Source organism: Pseudomonas wenzhouensis (assembly GCF_021029445.1).
GTDB classification, from domain to species: Bacteria; Pseudomonadota; Gammaproteobacteria; order Pseudomonadales; family Pseudomonadaceae; genus Aquipseudomonas; species Aquipseudomonas wenzhouensis.
Genome location: NZ_CP072610.1, coordinates 2,999,200 through 3,017,961 on the forward strand (window position 1 = coordinate 2,999,200; position 18,762 = coordinate 3,017,961).

An 18,762-nucleotide genomic window follows, 5' to 3' on the forward strand; every position below is an offset into this window, starting at 1 on the left:
AACCAGCAGAATGTGACGCCCTGCCGAATCCGCCACCCTGGCGCTCAGCGACGCTCCTGCGCAGGCAGTGCGGCCCACTGTACCAACAAGGCTTCGAGCAGCAGTACACGATTGAGGTTGGCCTTGCCGATCACCTTCTGCCTTTGCGCAAGGAGCCATTCCTGAATGGCCAACACCTTGGCCTGCGCACTCTTGTCTGCCAGGTACTGCACCACCTTGCGCATATCCGCCTGACCGAGGCCTTCCTCGTCCTGGGTCAACTGGTAACGCAGCATCAGTTGCGCCCAATCGCAGAACCAGTCGAACAGCAGGTTCAGCGGCAGCGCGTTCCAGCTTTCCGCCAGTTGGCTGGGTGAAACCTGCTGCTTGAGCAGCTTCTTCACCCCCTCCACCGCCTGCGCGCGCTGCTCGCGTACGCCCTGCGCCTGCAGGCGCACAGCGGCCAGTGGTGAGCCGGCTGCCAGAGTCAGCAAATCGGCGCGCTCATCGTCGCCCAGTTCAGGCAGCGCCTGGGCCAGCCAGGCCATGCTCAATGCCTCGCTCGGCAGGGGGCAGGCCTGTTGCACGCAGCGGCTCTTGATGGTCGGCAACAGGCGGCTGGGCTGGTGGCTGATAAGCAGCAGCACGGTATTGCCGGACGGCTCTTCCAGGCTTTTCAGCAGCGCATTGGCGGCGTTGAGGTTCATCGCCTCGGCCGGCTCCAGTAGCACCACCTTGCGCCCGCCGAGCTGCGCGGTCTGCACCACGAAGTCGACCAGCTCGCGCACCTGATCAACCTTGATCGGCTTGTCCGCTTCCTCGGGCTCCAGCACGTAGTTGTCCGGGTGAGTACCGGCAGCCAGCAGATGGCAGGATTTGCAGTTGCCACAGGCATCCAGCCCATTTTGGCTCTGGCACAACAGGCGCGCCATCAGGCGCTCGGCCAGCGCGCGCTTGCCGATGCCGGCCGGACCATGCAGCAGATACGCATGGGCGTGCTGGCTGCGCCCGGCCAGTTGTTGCCAGAGCGCTTGCTGCCAGGGATAAACCTCAGCCACGGCACGCCTCCAGCAGCGTCGGCAGCAAGGTGTCGATATCGACCTGCACCTGCGCCAGGCTCTGCCCGGCATCGAGCACGCGATAACGCTGCGGCGCCTGCGCAGCGCGCTGCAGATAGGCCTCACGCACCGCCTCGAAGAAGCCACGGCCTTCCTGCTCGAAACGGTCCAGGCGCCCGCGAGCGGCGGCACGCGCCAGGCCGATCTCCACCGGCAGGTCGAAAATCAGCGTCAGATCCGGGCGCAGCTCGCCCTGAACGAACTGCTCCAGTTGCGCGATGCGCTCGACGGACAGCCCCCGACCGCCGCCCTGGTAGGCGTAGGTGGCATCGGTGAAACGGTCGCACAGCACCACACAGCCCCTGGCCAGGGCCGGACGAATCACTTGTTGCAGGTGCTGGGCGCGGGCGGCGAATACCAGCAGCAACTCGGTATCGGCTGCCATCGACTCATCGCTCGGATCGAGCAGCAATTCGCGGATGCGCTCGGCCAGGGGCGTACCGCCGGGCTCGCGGGTCAGTAGTACATCGATGCCCTGCTCGCGCAGGCGCACGGCCAGGTATTCGCGGTTGGTACTTTTGCCGGCGCCTTCCGGGCCTTCCAGGGTAATAAACAGACCGGTCACGGATTGCCCTTATTCGGTTTCGGCCGCCGCACGGGGCGCGGGGCTGGAGCGGTAGTCGGCGCGACGCTTGAGCTGGTATTCGCGCACCGCGCGGTTGTGCTCGGCCAGGGTGTTGGAGAACACATGGCTGCCGTCGCCGCGCGCGACAAAATACAGGGTGGTGCCATCGCGCGGGTTGAGCGCGGCGTGAATCGCCTCACGGCCGACCATGGCGATCGGCGTTGGCGGCATCCCGTCGATGGTGTAGGTGTTATAGGGCGTTGGCGTGCGCAGATCGGCGCGGGTGATACGGCCGTTATAGCGCTCGCCCATGCCGTAGATGACAGTGGGGTCGGTCTGCAGACGCATGCCGATGCGCAGGCGACGCACGAACACCCCGGCGATCTCGCCGCGCTCCTCGGGCACGCCGGTTTCCTTCTCGATCATCGAGGCCATGATCAGCGCGTCATAGGGCTCGCGATAGGGCAAGCCTTCGGCGCGCTGCTGCCACTCTTCGGCGAGCACCGCCTCAAGACGCGCATTGGCCTGTTTGAGCAGGTCTTCGTCGCTCATGCCGCGCACGTAGCGATAGGTATCGGGAAAGAAGCGCCCTTCCGGATTCTGCCCAGCCAAGCCCAGGCGCTCCATCAACTGGGCATCGGTCAAGTCGGCTAGACGCTGCTCCAGGCGTTCCTGACGCCCCAGAGCCGCACGCACCTGACGAAAGTTCCAGCCCTCGACCAGGGTCAGGCTGTACTGCACCACTTCGCCGCGCTGCCACAAGCCGAGCATGTCGCGCGCGCTGTGCTCGGGCAGCAGGCGATATTCGCCGCTGTGCATGGCCGGCGCACGCAGGTTGAAACGCCAATACAGACGCAGCCAGAAGGCGTTGTCGATCACCCCCTCGGCTTCCAGACGATTGAGCAGGCCGCTCGGGGTGGCGCCGGACGGCACTTCCAGGAGCATTTCTTCAGTCAGATGCAGAGGCTGTTCCAGCGCTCTCTGTTGCTGCCAGGCGGCCCCCACGACTAGCAGGGCAGCCAATAGCACGCCGCACTCGAGCAGCACCAAGATCTTGCGTAGCACCAGTTATTTACTCAGTAGGTCGCAGACGATGGCCTGCAGTTTACGGGTGAGCGGCCCGACCGACCAGTGTCGCTCTTGCAGCGCCCGCACAGGCCAGATGCCGTAAAGGCTGTTGCAGAGAAAGACTTCGTCGGCACTCAGCAGTTCGTCGAAGGAAACATCACGTAACTCGATGGCCAGCCCGAGCATCTGCGCCTGCTGCAGAATTTCGGCACGCATCACCCCGGCCACGCCACAGCGCGACAGATCGGCCGTGACCAGCCCGCCTTCGATGACCAGGAACAGGTTGCTGTACACGCCCTCGATGACCCGGCCGTGGCTGTCGCGCATCAACCCTTCGGCACACTCGACGTCCTGCCATTCGGCACGCGCCAATACCTGCTCCAGGCGGTTGAGGTGCTTGAGCCCGGCCAGCAAGGGCTGCTCGGCCAGACGCGTCACACAGGGAAAAAGCCGCACACCCTGCTCGGCATGCGCAGCAGGATACAGCGGCAACGGTGCCGCCTGCAGGATGCGCAGCGGCTGGCAGGGCTGCGGCGGCGCATAGCCGCGCTGGCCCTCACCGCGGGTGACGATCAGCTTGGCCACGCCCTCGCCCAGTTGCCCGGCAAAGGCCTGCAACTCGCTTTCCATCAACACCAGATCGAGAGGCATGGACAGGCGCCGACAGCCCTCGGCCAGGCGCGCCATATGCCGCGCCAGCAAGGGGATGCGCCCGCCATGCACGGCGATGGTCTCGAACAGACCATCACCGTAAGCCAGGCCACGGTCGCGAACCGACAACTGCTCGCCGGGCGCGCCGTTGACCCAGCTCAGCATCAGCCGTGATACCGACGGAACAGCAGCGAGCCGTTGGTACCGCCGAAGCCAAAGGAGTTCGACAGGGCGATCTCGATCGGCATGGCCTTGGCCTGATGCGGCACGAAGTCCAGATCGCAGCCTTCGTCCGGCTCGTCCAGGTTGATAGTCGGTGGTGCGACCTGATCGCGGATCGCCAGCACACTGAAGATCGCTTCCACGGCGCCTGCAGCACCCAGCAAGTGACCGGTCATCGACTTGGTCGAGCTGACCGACAACTTGTAGGCGTGATCACCGAACACGCTTTTCACCGCAGCAACTTCAGCCTTGTCGCCCGCAGGCGTCGAGGTGCCATGCGCGTTGATGTACTGCACCTGATCGGCATTGATACCCGCATCACGCAGGGCGGCGGCCATGCAGCGCGCTGCGCCGGCGCCATCTTCGGGTGGCGAAGTCATGTGGAAGGCATCGCCGCTCATGCCGAAACCGATCAGCTCGGCATAGATGGTGGCGCCACGCGCCTTGGCGTGTTCCAGCTCTTCCAGCACCAGGGCGCCGGAGCCGTCGGACAGCACGAAGCCGTCACGGCCCTTGTCCCACGGACGGCTGGCCTTGGTCGGCTCGTCGTTGCGCGTCGACAACGCACGCGCCGCACCGAAACCTCCCATGCCCAGGCCGCAGGCCGCCATTTCGGCACCGCCGGCGACCATCACATCGGCCTCGCCATAGGCGATGTTGCGTGCAGCCATGCCAATACAGTGAGTGCCGGTGGTGCAAGCGGTGGCGATGGCGTAGTTCGGCCCCTGCAGACCCAGGTGGATCGACAGGAAACCGGAAATCATGTTGATGATCGAGCCCGGCACGAAGAACGGCGAAATACGCCGCGGCCCCTGCTCATGCAGCGATTTGCAGTTGTTCTCGATATTGGTCAGGCCGCCGATGCCGGAGCCCATGGCCACACCGATCCGCTCACGGTTGGCGTCGGTGATGTCCAGCCCGGAATCACGCACCGCCTGGAAGCAGGCAGCGAGACCGTACTGGATGAACAGGTCGAGCTTGCGCGCCTCTTTCGCAGAGAGGTACTCCTCGACGTTGAAGCCCTTGAGCGACCCGCCAAAACGGGTGGAGTAGGCCGACAGGTCCATATGCTCGATCAGACCGATGCCACTGCGCCCGGCCAAAATGCCCTGCCAGCTGCTCGGCACATCGTTACCCAGCGGCGACAACATGCCCATACCGGTAACCACGACGCGTCTACGCGACACAGCAATCTCCTCTTGTTCTACTCAGGCGCCACATGCGCCTTGCACGTAACGGACACGCCGCGAGAACCCCGAATGATGGAAGCCTTCGCGGCATGTCCGCCTCCCTCTTCCGGCGCTACGCGCCACCTTCTCCCAGCGGGAGAAGGTCATCAGAAGTCGTCGCTGCGCGACTTCCACGCTAAAGAAAAGCCGCACGCCTGATTAGGGCAGTGCGGCTTTTCTCGGTCAGAAAGCTGACGGTGACTTATTGCGCGTGGGCAGTCACGTAGTCGATGGCTTCCTGAACGGTGGTGATCTTCTCGGCTTGCTCGTCCGGGATCTCGGTCTCGAATTCTTCCTCGAGAGCCATCACCAGCTCAACGGTGTCAAGAGAGTCGGCACCCAGGTCTTCAACGAAGGAAGCGCTGTTGGTCACTTCCTCTTCCTTGACGCCAAGTTGCTCGGCAACGATTTTCTTGACGCGTTCTTCGATGGTGCTCATACCTTGTTTTCACTCCTATTGGACAAATCCAGGCAGCTGGTAGCGGCCAAGTGTATAGAAAGGGTTTTTAGCATTTCAAGCTGAATGCCGGGGAGCCCCCAGGAACACTTCAACGATCTGTCTATAAACCTGTTGCAGCTTTATAACGGATTTTAGACAGCCACTATGACAGTTTTCTGATGGCTCGCGTCACATTCGAGAGCCCCCGGACAGTCGGAGGCTCACTTTTTAGCTCATGTACATACCGCCGTTCACCGGAATAGTAGCCCCAGTGACGTAGCCTGCGCCATCGGAAGCCAGGAAACCGACGACCTTGGCGATCTCTTCGGCCTGACCCAGACGGCCCAGCGGAATCTGCGTCAGCAGCGCGTCGCGCTGTGCTTCGGGCAGCTCACGGGTCATGTCGGTGTCGATAAAGCCGGGGGCCACGGAGTTGACGGTGATACCACGCGAGCCGACTTCACGCGCCAGCGCGCGGCTGAAACCTTCTAGGCCGGCCTTGGCGGCCGCGTAGTTGGCCTGCCCGGCATTGCCCATGGCACCGACCACGGAACCGATATTGATGATGCGACCGAAGCGCGCCTTGGTCATGCCACGCAGCACACCCTTGGACAAGCGATACAGGCTGTTGAGGTTGGTGTCGATGACATCGAACCACTCGTCGTCTTTCATGCGCAGCATCAGGTTGTCGCGGGTGATACCGGCGTTATTGACCAGAATGGCCGGCGCACCGAACTGCTCGGCGATGGCGCCCAGCACGGCCTCGACGGAATCGGCGCTGGTCACGTTCAGCTCCATACCGGTACCGCTGATGCCGTGTTCTTGCAGCGTGGCGGCGATGCGCTCGGCACCGGATGCCGACGTGGCAGTGCCGATGACGATGGCGCCCTGACGCCCCAGCTCCAGGGCGATTGCCTGACCGATACCACGGCTGGCGCCAGTGACCAGCGCGACCTTACCTTGCAGACTCATGTTCGTTCTCCTTTCTCAAGCCAACGCAGCACGAGCAGCGGCGAAAGCATCGGGGGTATCCAGGTTGTAAGTGCTGATGCCTTTGACACAGCGCTTGTTCAGGCCGCTGAGCACCTTGCCCGGGCCGCATTCGACCAGATCAGTCACGCCCTGCTCGGACAGGCGCACCATCGACTCGACCCAGCGTACCGGGCTGTAGAGCTGCGCCAGCAGGTCAGCCTTCAGGGTGGCCAGGTCGGATACCACGGCTGCACTGACGTTCTGCACCAGCGGGATCTGCGGCGCCTGCCAGTTCAGCGCTTCCACCGACTCGGCGAAACGCTCGGCAGCCGGCTTCATCAGCGCGCAGTGCGACGGCACGCTGACCGGCAATGCCATGGCGCGCTTGGCGCCACGGGCCTTGCACGCCTCGATGGCACGTTCCACCGCTGCGACGCTACCCGCGATCACCACCTGGCCGGGGGCATTGAAGTTCACTGCGCTAACCACATCACCTTGCGCCGCTTCGGCGCAGGCGGCCAGCACGTCGGCATCTTCCAGGCCGAGGATGGCGGCCATGCCGCCCTGCCCGGCCGGAACGGCCTGCTGCATCAATTGACCACGGCGCTCCACCAGCTTCACGGCGTCGACGAAGCCGATGCTGCCCGCGGCGACCAGCGCGGAGTACTCACCCAGGCTGTGACCGGCGACGAACGCCGGCTTGGCGCCGCCCTCGGCCTGCCACAAACGCCACAGGACGATGGAAGCGGTGAGGATGGCCGGCTGGGTCTTGTCGGTCTGGTTCAATTGCTCTTCCGGGCCTTGCTGGGTCAGCGCCCAAAGGTCGTAGCCGAGCGCTTCGGAGGCTTCACCGAAGGTGTCGATCACCAGCTTCTGCTGGGCGCCATGCTCGGCGAGCATGGTCAGGGCTTGCGAACCCTGACCGGGAAAGACGAATGCGAGGGATGCAGACATGAATAAGTCCCTTGAGTCGAAAAACCAGCGCCAGGCGAGCCTGGCGCAGCAAACTGACAGTTGGATGACAGGCCGCGTGCCGCGGTCACATTCCACCACAGCCCACGCCCTGCAGGGCGCCTCTAAAAACGTAGGCGAAGCAGCCAGCGCAAGGCAAAAACAGACGAAAAAGCGCAGTTTACGCGCTGTAAATGAGCATTTTGATCGAACTCGCGCACGAGTCTGTTTTTAACGCCGCGATGGCAACGCAGGTAGTTTTTAGAGGCGCCCTGAAAACGCGACGAGTCTACAGCAACAAGTCCTCAAGTCGACCATGCAGTCGCTGCGGCAGATTTTCCTGCACCTCGCGCAACGCACAACGAATGGCGCTCTGAAAGCTCTCCTGCCCTGCCGCGCCATGACTCTTGACCACGATGCCCTGCAGCCCGAGAAAGCTCGCACCATTGTGCCGCGCCGGCGCCAGATCGGCCTTGAGGCGGCGCAGCAATGGCATCGCCAAGGCACCGATTGCCTGGGCGAACAACCCATCGCTGAACAGCGCCTCGACCCGCCCGGTGATCATCCTGGCCAGGCCTTCACTGGACTTGAGCAGGATGTTGCCGACGAAGCCGTCGCACACCACCACATCGGCTTCACCGCGATACATGCCATCGCCCTCGATGTAGCCGACGAAATTCAGCCCATGGGCCTGCTGCAGCATATTGGCCGCCAGCTTGACCTGCTGATTGCCCTTGATGTCCTCGGTACCGACATTGAGCAAGGCCACGCGCGGCCGAGATACACCCAGGGTTTCGGCCGCAACCGCGCCCATGATCGCGAACTGATAGAGGTGCTCGGCGCTGCAGTCGACGTTGGCACCCAGATCCAACAGGTAGCAATGGCCACGCTCAGTCGGAATCGGGCTGACCATGGCCGGCCGATCGATCCCCGGCAGCGTCTTCAGCACGTAACGCGACAGCGCCATCAGCGCCCCGGTATTGCCGGCACTGACGCAGGCATGCGCCTGACGCTGACGCACCAGCTCCAGCGCCACGCGCATCGAGGCATCCGGCTTGCCACGCAAGGCCTGCGCCGGACGTTCGTCCATGGCGATGACTTCACTGGCGTGATGAACCTGCAGACGCGAGCGGTCGACGCCGGACTGGCGAGCGAGCTGTTCTTCGATGAGGGGAGCTTGGCCGACGAGGGCCAGATGCAGCGAGGGGAATTCGGCCAGCGCGGAAATGCAGGCCGGAACAATGCAGTGGGGACCGAAGTCCCCACCCATTGCATCAATCGCGATGATCGAGGCAGACAAGGATTACTCGTCAGCGCCCTTGTCGATCACTTTGCGACCGCGGTACACGCCTTCCGGAGAAACGTGGTGGCGCAGGTGAACTTCACCGGTGCTCTTCTCTACGGACAGGGTGCTGGCCTCGAGGGCGTCGTGCGAACGACGCATGTCGCGGGCGGAACGGGATTTTTTGTTCTGCTGAACAGCCATAACTCATTAACTCCTAAACGTTTGGGTCACGCTTTAACTGCGCCAATACACTGAACGGGTTGGACCGCGATACCTCGTCCTCGCCTGGCTCGGGCTCATCGAGACCGTCCGGCTGCTGGCAATCACCTGGGGCATGAGCAGGAACGATGGGCAAGGCGAGAAGCAACTCTTCCTCGACCAGACCAAGCAGCTCCAGCGGCTCTTCGCCCACTTCCAGCACGTCGTAGCCCTTGGGCAAGGACTGAGTGTTCGCTCCAACCCGAACCACGGCGTATTCACATTCGCTGCGGATGGGTAGCGCGACCAGCTCCAGACAACGCTGGCAGACCATTTTGACCTCAACCTCAAGCTCACTGCGGATAACCACAGTTTTCTGCTCGTCACGGGCGAAATGAAATTTCGCCTGCACCGTGCCAGCCGTTTCGGCAAGCGGGTCGCAGAGACGCTGCAGGCTGGCCAGTTCGAGCTGCCCTTCAAGGGTAGCTTCGCGGTCGGCGAGCTTGCGCGGATCAACGTGAGGTGGAATCGGCCCATTCAACATAGGCGCAGCATTCTAGGGATGCACCCTGCCCCTGTCAAAGGAAATTCGGCCTGTTTTCGAATGGCGACGATCAGTAGAATTTCTCGCCCACCTATATAAAGGAAGAGAACATGCCCGCGCTGCTGCTCGCCTCCAGCTCACCCTACCGTCGCGAGCTGCTCGAACGCCTGCAACTGCCCTTTACCTGGCAATCGCCGAGCATCGACGAAACCCGCCGCGAGGGCGAAGCCGCCATCGACCTGGTCAGACGCCTGGCTGAAGAAAAGGCCCGCGCCCTCGCCGCCAACAACCCAGACCACCTGATCATCGGCTCGGACCAGGTCGCCGCACTCAGCGACGGACAGATACTCGGCAAACCCCACGATCTGCCGAGAGCCCAGCAACAGTTGCGCGCCGCCAGCGGCAGCAGCGTCACCTTTCTGACCGGACTGGCACTGCTCAATTCGAGCACCGGCAAATGCCAGGTCGAATGCGTACCCTTCACCGTGCATTTTCGCCCACTGAGCGACGAGCAGATCCTGCGCTACCTGCAACGCGAGCAGCCATTCGATTGCGCCGGCAGCTTCAAGTCCGAAGGTCTGGGCATCAGCCTGTTTCGCAGCACCGAGGGCGAAGACGCCACCAGTCTGGTCGGCCTGCCCCTCATTCGACTGGTGGACATGCTGATCAACGAAGAAATAGAAGTGCCGTAGGGCGGGCGCAACCCGCCAATCTCGGTCGGCGGGTTGCACCCGCCCTACGGGGCTTCTTTTATATATCAGCGCAGCGTCGGCCCCTGAAAGCCCATCCACAGCGCAATGCGGTCCGCGACACTGGTACCCAGGCGCTTGGCAAAGCGATCGAACGGCGTATCACGCTGAGTGAAGTCGACCATCTCTTTCTGACCAATCACCTCACGCGCCACATAGCTGGCACTACCCAGCGCATCGACCAAGCCCAGCTGCAGCGCCTGCTCGCCAGACCAGACCAGCCCCGAGAACAACTCGGGATGCTCATCAGCCTTGAGACGATCACCACGACCCTTCTTCACGCTGTCGATGAACTGACGATGAGTGGTGTCCAGCACGGTTTTCCAGAAGCGGGTTTCCTCTTCCTTCTGCGGCTGGAACGGATCGAGAAATGCCTTGTGCTCACCCGAGGTATAGACGCGACGCTCGACACCGAGCTTGTCCATGGTTTCAACAAAACCGAAACTGGCTGCCGTAACACCAATGGAGCCGACCAGACTGGCCTTGTCGGCATAGATCTCATCGGCCGCGCTGGCGATGTAATAGGCGCCGGATGCACCCAGATCACTGATCACCGCATAGACCTTGGTCTGCGGATACTCGCCACGCAAGCGACGAATCTCGTCATAGATGTAGCCGGACTGCACCGGACTACCGCCCGGGCTGTTGATACGCAGGATCACGCCCTTGGTATTGGTATCTTCGAAGGCGGCACGCAGACTGCCCACCACCTTATCGGCACTGGCTTCCTCTCGATCAGCGATCATGCCGCGAATTTCGATCAGCGCCGTATGCGCCTCGGCGGTCGAGGCTTTCTTCAGATCGAGCACTGGCAATACCAGCGCCAACGCACCGAACAGGTAGATAAAGGTCAGCAGCTTGAAAAAAATACCCCAGCGACGCGAACGACGCTGCTCCTGAACACTGGACAGCAGTGCCTTTTCCAGCAACTTCCAGCTCTTGGCATCCTCGCCTGACGAAGACGATGACTTCCACTCATCCGACATATTCACTCACCTCTGCTGAACGCTGCGCACGACCGACTTCCAGCCACGCACGCAGCTCATTGAATTCGTTGATAGCCAAACGCGGCGAGCACTCGCGCAACACCGACAGCGGCTGCGCACCGAAACCTACCGCCACCGCGTCCATCCCGGCATTGCGCGCCATCAGCAGGTCAAAGGTCGAATCCCCGACCATCAGCGCGCGCTCGGGTTGCACCCGGCAATGCGCGAGAATTTCGTGCAGCATCAGCGGGTCCGGCTTGCTTGCCGTCTCGTCAGCGCAACGGGTGATATCGAAGTAATCCAGCCAACCCTTGTCAGCCAGCACCCTATGCAACCCCCTGCGCCCCTTGCCGGTCGCCACAGCCAGCTGATACCCCTGATCACGAAAGACTTCGAGCGACTCGCGCACACCCTCGAACAACGGTGACGGCTCGGTCTCCAGCGCCAGATACTGCTCACTATAGGCGCGCCGGATGGTTTCGATTCGCAGCGGCTCATCGAGTTCCGGGTACAGCGTGCGAATCGCAACCCCAAGTTCCAGACCAATAATCCCGCGCACCGCGACATCGCTGCAGCGCGGCACACATGCCACATCGGCAGCACGGTGCATGGCCTCGACGATACGGCCGATGGAATCCACCAGCGTGCCGTCCCAATCGAAAATCAGTAGCTGATAATCAGGCACTCAGACGCTCCAGGGTCTTCGCCCACATCTCATCCACCGGAGCCTCGAGCTTCAGCACGCCACCATCGGGCAGCGGCACGTGCAACTCATAGGCATGCAGGAACAGGCGTTTACCGCCCAGCTCGCGAATCTCACGGGAGAAGTCGTCATCGCCGTATTTGCTGTCGCCGGCAATACCATGACCTGCATATTGCGCGTGCACACGAATCTGGTGGGTACGACCAGTGATCGGGCTGGCCTCGACCAGCGTGGCGAACTCACCGAAACGGCGCAGCACACGAAATACCGTGAGCGCCTCCTTGCCCTCGGGATTCACCTCGACCATACGCTCGCCGGAGCGCAGGTTGCTTTTCAGTAGCGGCGCGGCGATCTGCTTCTTGGCAGTCGCCCAGTGACCGCGCACCAACGCCATATAGCGCTTGTCCACGCCGTCGCCGCGCAGCGCTTCGTGCAGGTGTCGGAGCATGCTGCGCTTCTTGGCGATCATCAGCAGGCCGGACGTATCACGATCGAGGCGATGCACCAGCTCCAGATCCTTGGCATCGGGACGCAACTGGCGAAACGCCTCGATCACCCCGTAATTGAGACCACTGCCACCATGCACGGCGATACCGGCCGGTTTGTTCAGCACGATCAGCGCCTTGTCCTCATAAACGATGGCAGACTCGAGGCGCTGCAAAAGCCCCTGCGCCAGCGGCTCAGGCTCATCGCGCTCGGCCAGGCGCAGCGGCGGCACGCGCACCACATCACCGGCCTGGAGCTTGTATTCGGGCTTGATCCGCCCCTTGTTCACCCGAACTTCGCCCTTGCGCAGGATGCGGTAGATCAGGGTCTTGGGCACGCCCTTGAGCTGTGTCCGCAGGAAGTTGTCGATGCGTTGGCCGGCGAGTTCCGGTGCAACCTCGATCAGCTGAACGCCGGAGGTTGGAGAGGCAGGAGTAGTCATCGCGCAATCATAACAATTTTTTATGGAATTGAAGCACTTAATCATTGCTGCTATAGTCGCGAACGCCGCCAAAAGCGGCCTGGCTTGCGGATGATCGCCAAACTTGCCATCCCCTGCCCGCGCAAACCTTTTGGGACGTGAGGCCGTCCGACGGATTCTTCAGCTTAGAAAGGCCACCATTGGCTACGAAGACTTCGGAAATAAAGCCTTGAGTATGATGCGCGATTCGCCCGCCGGGCGGTCGCGATAAATGACAACCGCTGCGGAATCCGCGCGCGGCACCCGATTTTCAGCGATACGTGTAGGGTGGAGATGTACAACTGTCGGACTGCGTAGCACACCGCTTGATCAAAGACGCCTCATCTCGTCCGCTACCGCCAGTTGATTCCTCTTCCTGACTGAGTGCTTTCTGTCACCACAGCAAGCAGGAGACGTCCGTCGCGACCGCAGCCTGGTATTGGCTGACCGTCGCTCGACAGTGGAACGATTTACGACCGTTTCTGACGCGCCTGACACCGACCCTGAGAGTCGTGTGTGCCTAACGTGGCTTCCGCTAGCCCGGAACCCATTGGTACCACATGAAAAGAATGCTCATTAACGCAACTCAGCCCGAAGAGTTGCGTGTCGCCCTGGTAGATGGCCAAAAACTCTACGATCTGGACATCGAGTCCGGCGCCCGCGAACAGAAAAAGGCCAATATCTACAAAGGCCGCATCACCCGCGTTGAACCCAGCCTTGAAGCCGCTTTCGTCGATTTCGGTTCCGAACGCCACGGTTTCCTCCCTCTCAAAGAAATCTCCCGCGAATATTTCTCCAAAGCCCCTGAAGGCGGCCGCGTCAACATCAAGGACGTGCTCAAGGAAGGCCAGGAAGTCATCGTCCAGGTCGAGAAAGAAGAACGCGGCAACAAGGGTGCAGCCCTGACCACCTTCATCAGCCTGGCCGGTCGTTACTTGGTGCTGATGCCGAACAACCCACGTGCCGGCGGCATCTCCCGCCGCATCGAAGGCGAAGAGCGCAACGAACTGCGCGAAGCGCTGAACGGCCTCAACGCCCCGGCCGACATGGGCCTGATCGTGCGCACTGCCGGCCTGGGTCGTAGCAGCGAAGAAATGCAGTGGGACCTCGATTACCTGCTGCAACTGTGGAGCGCCATCAAGGAAGCCTCCACCAGCCGCCCTGCCCCGTTCCTGATCTATCAGGAATCCAACGTCATCATCCGCGCCATCCGCGACTACCTGCGCCAGGACATCGGCGAAGTGCTTGTCGACAGCGTCGAAGCCCAGGAAGAAGCCCTGAGCTTCATCCAGCAGGTGATGCCGCAGTACGCCAGCAAGATCAAGCTGTACGAAGACAGCGTGCCGCTGTTCAACCGCTTCCAGATCGAAAGCCAGATCGAAACCGCCTTCCAGCGCGAAGTGAAGCTGCCGTCCGGTGGTTCCATCGTCATCGACCCGACCGAAGCCCTGGTTTCCATCGACATCAACTCGGCGCGCGCCACCAAGGGCAGCGACATCGAGGAAACCGCGCTGCAGACCAACCTGGAAGCGGCCGAAGAAATCGCCCGCCAGCTGCGCCTGCGTGACATCGGCGGCCTGATCGTCATCGACTTCATCGACATGACCCCGGCCAAGAACCAGCGCGCCGTCGAAGAGAAGGTGCGTGAAGCCCTGGAAGCTGACCGTGCCCGCGTACAGGTCGGCCGTATCTCGCGCTTCGGTCTGCTGGAAATGTCCCGTCAGCGCCTGCGTCCGTCGCTGGGCGAGACCAGCGGCATCGTCTGCCCGCGTTGCAACGGCCAAGGCATCATCCGCGACGTCGAATCCCTGTCGCTGGCCATCCTGCGCCTGATCGAAGAAGAAGCGCTGAAGGATCGCACCGCCGAAGTCCGCGCTCAGGTACCGATCCCGGTCGCCGCCTTCCTGCTCAACGAGAAGCGCAACTCGATCACCAAAATCGAACTGCGCACCCGTGCGCGCATCGTGATCCTGCCGAACGATCACCTGGAAACCCCGCATTTCGAAGTGCAGCGCCTGCGTGACGACAGCCCGGAAGCCCTGAGCGGCCAGAGCAGCTACGAAATCGCTGCCACCGCAGAACACGAAGAAGCGGCCGCGCATCCGAGTGCCGCCACGCGCACCCTGGTTCGCCAGGAAGCCGCGATCAAGGCCGCACCGCGTAGCAGCGCTCCGGTCGCTGCCGAGCCACAACCGGCTCCGCTGGCACCGAGTAAGGCACCCGAGCCAAGCCTGTTCAAAGGCCTGGTGAAGTCGCTGGTCAGCCTGTTCGCCGGCAAGGAAGAAGAAGCCAAGCCCGCAGTCGTCGAGAAGAAAAGCAACGAGCGTCCGCCGCGTGAAGAACGCCGCAATGGTCGTCAGCAGAGCCGTAATCGCGGCGGTCGTCGCGACGAAGAGCGCAAGCCGCGCGAAGAACGTGCTCCGCGTGAAGAGCGTCAGGCCCGCGAGCCGCGCGAAGAGCGCCAGCCACGTGAAGAGCGTGCCCCGCGTGAAGAACGCGCGCCACGCGAGCCGCGCGAAGGCCAGGAAAACCGCCGCGAGCGCAAGCCGCGCGAAGAGCGTGCCCCGCGTGAAGAGCGCGTACGCGAACTGCGTGAGCCGCTGGACGCTGCCGGCAGCGAACAACGCGAAGAGCGTGCCGAGCGTCAGCCCCGCGCCGAGCGTCAGCGTCCACCGCGCGAAGAGCGCCAGCCGCGCGCCGAACAGGCCGAAGCTGTGCAGGACGAAGCGCTGCCGAACGAGGAGCAGCTGCAGGATGACGAGCAGGACAACAACGACGGCGAGCGTCCGCGTCGTCGTTCGCGTGGCCAGCGTCGCCGCAGCAATCGTCGCGAGCGTCAGCGTGATGCCGATGGCAACCTGATCGAAAGCGCCGAGAACAGCGAAGCTGCCGGGCAAGAAGCACAAGCGGCTGTCACCGCTGCGGTAGCCTCTGCTGCCACCGTGGTTGCTGAAAGCGTTGAAAGCAGCGAAACCGTTGCCAGCGAAGCGGCGGTCGTCGAAGCTCCGACTACTCAGACTGAAGAAGCCCCTGCTGTTCAGTCGGTCGACGTACAGGCCGAGCCTGTCGTAAGCGCAGCAGTCGAAAGCGCTCCGGTCGTGGAAAATGTGACGCAAGCAGAACCTGCCGCCGCAGTCGAAGCGCCGGTTGTCGCTGAGGCTCCAGTCGCCGAGCCTGCTGTTCAAGCAGAACCGGTTGTTGAAGTCGCCGAGCAGCCTGCTCCGGCTGCGGTCGAGCAAGCACCTGCTCCGGCACCTACACCGGTTCCAGCCAATGCCACTGGCCGTGCGCCGAACGACCCGCGCGAAGTGCGTCGTCGCCAGCGTGAAGCCGAGCGCCTGGCCCGCGAAGCCGCACAGGCCGCCGCTGCAGCCCCGGCTGTAGAGGCTGCCCCAGCAGTCGACGCCGCTCCGGTCGCTGAAGTAAGCGTCCCGGCAGAAGCCGAAGCCGCCGTAGTCGAAACAGCTCCTGTAGTCGAGCCGGTCGCTGAAGCCGAAGCCACCCCTGTCGTCAGCGAACAAGGCGCGAGCGAAGCGGTAGAGCAAGCGCAGCCGGAAGAAAACGTACCAGCCGTCGACAAGGAAGAGATCAAGCCTCAGGCTTGATCCTTCTGGAGGTACGAAAAGGGGATGCCTAGGCATCCCCTTTTTCATGTCCGCATGTCCCGTTTCAGATGCGTAGCCCGGATGCAATCCGGGACAACAGCACCAAGGCGGTCAAATCAAAGCACGTTGGGCTCGATCTCCAGCTCGACAGCGAAGCGCTCGAACACATCGGCCTGGATACGCTGCGCCAGCTGCAGCAGTTGCGCCCCCGTGGCCTTGCCATAATTGACCAGCACCAGCGCCTGCAAACGATGCACGCCGGCATCGCCCTCGCGAAAACCTTTCCACCCTGCCCGCTCGATCAACCAGCCAGCCGCCAGTTTGACCAGACCATCACCCGCCGGATAACTGACCAGATCGGCATGCTCGGCGCGAATGCGCTCGGCCAGCTCGAACGACACCAGCGGATTCTTGAAGAAGCTGCCGGCGTTACCCAGTTCGGCAGGATCTGGCAGTTTTTCGCTGCGGATGGCGCAGATCGCTCGGCTGACATCGGTGGCAGTCGGCACTTCGACACCCATCTCAGCAAGGCGCTGGCGCACCGGGCCGTAGTCAAGACGCAGCGCAGCCAGACGGCTCAAGTGGAAACGCACACGGAGGATCAGCCAACGCCCGGCTTCGCGCTTGAACAGGCTGTCGCGGTAAGCGAAAGCGCATTCCTCCAGACCGAAGTCTCGTAATTCGCCGCTGTGCCGATCCAGGGCGGTCAGGCCGGCGAACAGATCCTTGATCTCCACGCCATAGGCACCGATGTTCTGCATCGGCGCGGCGCCAACGGTGCCGGGAATCAGGCTGAGGTTTTCCAGACCATTGAGGCCTTGTGCCAGGCTCCACTGCACGAAGGGATGCCAGGGCTCGCCAGCTTCGGCCTCCACCAGCACCTGCTCGCCGTCGGTCTCGAGAATGCGAATGCCACGGCTGGCCATACGCAGCACCAGTGCCTCGACATCGCGGGTCAGCAACAGGTTGCTGCCACCACCGATCACCAGCAGCGGCAAGCCCTGCTGCTCGGCCAGACGCAGCGCCTCGCGCACTTCGTCATCGTTGTGGGCCTCAGCGAAACAGCGTGCGCGTACATCGACGCCAAAGCTGTTGAAAACCCTGAGCGACACATCACGTTGCAGATTCAGGCTCACAGGCGCCCCTTGATTTCCACCAGCAGCGCGTCACTGGCTTGCTCGATCAGATCCAGTACCTGCTCGAAACCATCGTCGCCGCCGTAGTAGGGATCAGGCACCTCATCCAGGGCCAACGCATAGCGACGCAGATAAAGGTCGAGATCAGCCCGAGCAGCCGCCGGACGCAGCGCCTTGAGATTACGCAGATTGCTCTGATCCATGGCCAGGATCAGATCGAAGCGCTGAAAGTCGGCAGCCTCGACCTGGCGCGCACGCTGCGCGGACAGATCATAACCACGGCGTAGGGCCGCCTGACGGGTGCGACTGTCCGGCGCCTTGCCGACGTGCCAATCACCAGTACCGGCGGAATCCACCTGTACGCGATCATCCAGCCCTGCCGCACGCAGCTTGTGGCGCAGCACGCCTTCAGCCGTGGGCGAACGACAAATGTTGCCTAGGCACACGAACAGAACCTTCATCAGGCCCCCAGCAGGTGACGTACCCGCTCCAGGTCTTCAGCGGTATCCACGCCGGCAGCCGGCGCCTCCAGCGCATCGGCAACATGGATACGCACACCGTTGTACAGCGCGCGCAGTTGCTCCAGGCATTCGGTGTCTTCCAGCCAGCAGGGGCCCCAGGCGACGAAGTCATGCAGGAAACCGGCACGGTAGGCGTAGATGCCGATATGACGGCGGTACGGCACGCCTTGCGGCAGTACATCGCGACTCTTGGCGAAGGCATCGCGCGCCCAGGCCAGCGGCGCACGGCTGAAGGTCAGGGCCAGGCCTGTCTTGTCCGCAACCACCTTGACCACATTGGGATTGAACAGCGCGGTGACGTCCTCGATGGGCTCGGCCAGGGTGGCGATACCGGCCTGCGGGTTGGCCGCCAGGTTGACCGCGACCTGATCGATGATCACCGGCGGAATCAGCGGCTCGTCACCCTGCACGTTGACCACGATGGCATCGGCCGGCAAACCGAGCTGGGTGGCCACTTCGGCCAGGCGGTCGGTGCCGGAGTTGTGATCCTCGCGAGTCAGCAGCACCTCGGCGCCAAAGGTCTGGCAGGCCTCGACGATGCGCGCATCGTCGGTGGCGATCACCACGCGGCTGGCCGAGCTTTTTTTCGCCTGCTCCCAGACGTGCTGCACCATGGGTTTGCCGGCGATGTCCTGCAATGGCTTGCCAGGCAGGCGGGTGGAGGCGTAACGGGCGGGAATGACGACGGTGAAGGCTGCGCTCATTTACTTGTCCAGACGCTCGTCAGTGGTCAGGGTGCGTGCTTCGCTTTCCAGCATCACCGGGATGCCGTCGCGGATCGGGTAAGCCACGCCGGCGCCCTTGCTGATCAGCTCGGTCTTGTCTTCGGAAAGCTGCAGCGGGCCCTTGCAGATCGGGCAGGCGAGAATGTCGAGCAGTTTAAGGTCCATGGTGG

General features: G+C 62.7%; 21 protein-coding genes. 3 read left to right on the forward strand and 18 right to left on the reverse strand.

Features of this window, described 5'->3' with window-relative positions; all coding sequences use genetic code 11:
* Window positions 1-44: 44 nt before the first annotated feature.
* From J7655_RS13795 to fabD, 8 genes are all read right to left on the reverse strand, one after another.
* Window positions 45-1,037 (reverse strand): DNA polymerase III subunit delta', encoded by a 993-nt coding sequence (locus tag J7655_RS13795; protein ID WP_230924933.1) that lies wholly within the window; start codon window positions 1,035-1,037, stop codon window positions 45-47.
* Window positions 1,030-1,662 carry a dTMP kinase gene (gene tmk / locus J7655_RS13800; RefSeq protein ID WP_230924934.1) on the reverse strand — a complete coding sequence of 211 codons (633 nt, stop codon included), beginning with the start codon at window positions 1,660-1,662 and terminating at the stop codon, window positions 1,030-1,032. Before tmk ends, J7655_RS13795 begins: the two co-directional genes overlap by 8 nt.
* A 9-nt stretch (window positions 1,663-1,671) precedes the next feature.
* On the reverse strand, window positions 1,672-2,727 hold the full coding sequence (gene mltG / locus J7655_RS13805; protein WP_230924935.1) for an endolytic transglycosylase MltG: 1,056 nt from the start codon (window positions 2,725-2,727) through the stop codon (window positions 1,672-1,674).
* 3 nt (window positions 2,728-2,730) lie between these two features.
* The gene (gene pabC, locus J7655_RS13810) at window positions 2,731-3,546 is read right to left on the reverse strand and encodes an aminodeoxychorismate lyase (protein ID WP_230924936.1); all 816 of its coding nucleotides are present in this window, start codon (window positions 3,544-3,546) and stop codon (window positions 2,731-2,733) included.
* Window positions 3,546-4,790, reverse strand: a complete 1,245-nt coding sequence (gene fabF / locus J7655_RS13815; RefSeq protein ID WP_230924937.1) for a beta-ketoacyl-ACP synthase II — start codon at window positions 4,788-4,790, stop codon at window positions 3,546-3,548. The genes pabC and fabF overlap by 1 nt, the downstream gene beginning before the upstream one ends.
* Before the next feature lie 244 nt (window positions 4,791-5,034).
* Window positions 5,035-5,271 (reverse strand): acyl carrier protein, encoded by a 237-nt coding sequence (acpP, locus tag J7655_RS13820; protein ID WP_003245177.1) that lies wholly within the window; start codon window positions 5,269-5,271, stop codon window positions 5,035-5,037.
* 228 nt (window positions 5,272-5,499) lie between these two features.
* Window positions 5,500-6,243 carry a 3-oxoacyl-ACP reductase FabG gene (gene fabG, locus J7655_RS13825; RefSeq protein ID WP_230924938.1) on the reverse strand — a complete coding sequence of 248 codons (744 nt, stop codon included), beginning with the start codon at window positions 6,241-6,243 and terminating at the stop codon, window positions 5,500-5,502.
* 15 nt (window positions 6,244-6,258) lie between these two features.
* On the reverse strand, window positions 6,259-7,197 hold the full coding sequence (gene fabD, locus J7655_RS13830) for an ACP S-malonyltransferase (protein ID WP_230924939.1): 939 nt from the start codon (window positions 7,195-7,197) through the stop codon (window positions 6,259-6,261).
* Between fabD and J7655_RS13835 the strand changes: the two genes are divergently transcribed.
* Complete coding sequence (locus J7655_RS13835; RefSeq protein ID WP_230924940.1) at window positions 7,196-7,429, forward strand: hypothetical protein; 234 nt, start codon at window positions 7,196-7,198, stop codon at window positions 7,427-7,429. The two genes, fabD and J7655_RS13835, sit on opposite strands and share 2 nt — an antisense overlap.
* A 54-nt stretch (window positions 7,430-7,483) precedes the next feature.
* Here the strand turns inward: J7655_RS13835 and plsX are convergent, their stop codons facing one another.
* From plsX to J7655_RS13850, 3 genes are read right to left on the reverse strand one after another with little or no spacing between them, the layout of a single operon-like run.
* Window positions 7,484-8,494, reverse strand: a complete 1,011-nt coding sequence (gene plsX / locus J7655_RS13840; RefSeq protein WP_420850882.1) for a phosphate acyltransferase PlsX — start codon at window positions 8,492-8,494, stop codon at window positions 7,484-7,486.
* Window positions 8,495-8,497: 3 nt separating this feature from the next.
* Window positions 8,498-8,680, reverse strand: coding sequence for a 50S ribosomal protein L32 (rpmF, locus tag J7655_RS13845; protein WP_003245185.1), 183 nt, complete (start codon window positions 8,678-8,680; stop codon window positions 8,498-8,500).
* A gap of 13 nt (window positions 8,681-8,693) precedes the next feature.
* Entirely contained in the window at window positions 8,694-9,221 is a 528-nt protein-coding gene (locus J7655_RS13850) for a YceD family protein (RefSeq protein WP_230924941.1), read from the reverse strand.
* Window positions 9,222-9,331: 110 nt separating this feature from the next.
* Here J7655_RS13850 and J7655_RS13855 point away from each other — a divergent pair, with 110 nt between their 5' ends.
* Window positions 9,332-9,913, forward strand: a complete 582-nt coding sequence (locus tag J7655_RS13855) for a Maf family protein (RefSeq protein ID WP_230924942.1) — start codon at window positions 9,332-9,334, stop codon at window positions 9,911-9,913.
* Between the two features lie 65 nt (window positions 9,914-9,978).
* On the opposite strand, the gene sppA is transcribed toward J7655_RS13855, so the two are convergent.
* The 3 genes from sppA to rluC are packed head-to-tail and all read right to left on the reverse strand — an operon-like array spanning window position 9,979 to window position 12,587.
* Window positions 9,979-10,956, reverse strand: coding sequence for a signal peptide peptidase SppA (gene sppA, locus J7655_RS13860; protein WP_230924943.1), 978 nt, complete (start codon window positions 10,954-10,956; stop codon window positions 9,979-9,981).
* The gene (locus J7655_RS13865; protein ID WP_230924944.1) at window positions 10,946-11,641 is read right to left on the reverse strand and encodes an HAD-IA family hydrolase; all 696 of its coding nucleotides are present in this window, start codon (window positions 11,639-11,641) and stop codon (window positions 10,946-10,948) included. Before J7655_RS13865 ends, sppA begins: the two co-directional genes overlap by 11 nt.
* Window positions 11,634-12,587, reverse strand: coding sequence for a 23S rRNA pseudouridine(955/2504/2580) synthase RluC (rluC, locus tag J7655_RS13870; protein WP_230924945.1), 954 nt, complete (start codon window positions 12,585-12,587; stop codon window positions 11,634-11,636). The genes J7655_RS13865 and rluC overlap by 8 nt, the downstream gene beginning before the upstream one ends.
* 578 nt (window positions 12,588-13,165) lie before the next feature.
* Here rluC and rne point away from each other — a divergent pair.
* Window positions 13,166-16,210 (forward strand): ribonuclease E, encoded by a 3,045-nt coding sequence (gene rne / locus J7655_RS13875; protein ID WP_230924946.1) that lies wholly within the window; start codon window positions 13,166-13,168, stop codon window positions 16,208-16,210.
* Between the two features lie 116 nt (window positions 16,211-16,326).
* On the opposite strand, the gene murB is transcribed toward rne, so the two are convergent.
* The 4 genes from murB to J7655_RS13895 are packed head-to-tail and all read right to left on the reverse strand — an operon-like array spanning window position 16,327 to window position 18,757.
* Window positions 16,327-17,346: a UDP-N-acetylmuramate dehydrogenase gene (gene murB / locus J7655_RS13880; protein WP_230924947.1), complete on the reverse strand. Its 1,020-nt coding sequence runs from the start codon at window positions 17,344-17,346 to the stop codon at window positions 16,327-16,329.
* Window positions 17,343-17,807, reverse strand: coding sequence for a low molecular weight protein-tyrosine-phosphatase (locus J7655_RS13885; protein ID WP_230924948.1), 465 nt, complete (start codon window positions 17,805-17,807; stop codon window positions 17,343-17,345). The genes murB and J7655_RS13885 overlap by 4 nt, the downstream gene beginning before the upstream one ends.
* On the reverse strand, window positions 17,807-18,571 hold the full coding sequence (gene kdsB, locus J7655_RS13890; protein WP_230924949.1) for a 3-deoxy-manno-octulosonate cytidylyltransferase: 765 nt from the start codon (window positions 18,569-18,571) through the stop codon (window positions 17,807-17,809). Before kdsB ends, J7655_RS13885 begins: the two co-directional genes overlap by 1 nt.
* Window positions 18,572-18,757 carry a Trm112 family protein gene (locus tag J7655_RS13895; protein WP_003245207.1) on the reverse strand — a complete coding sequence of 62 codons (186 nt, stop codon included), beginning with the start codon at window positions 18,755-18,757 and terminating at the stop codon, window positions 18,572-18,574.
* Window positions 18,758-18,762: the final 5 nt, after the last annotated feature.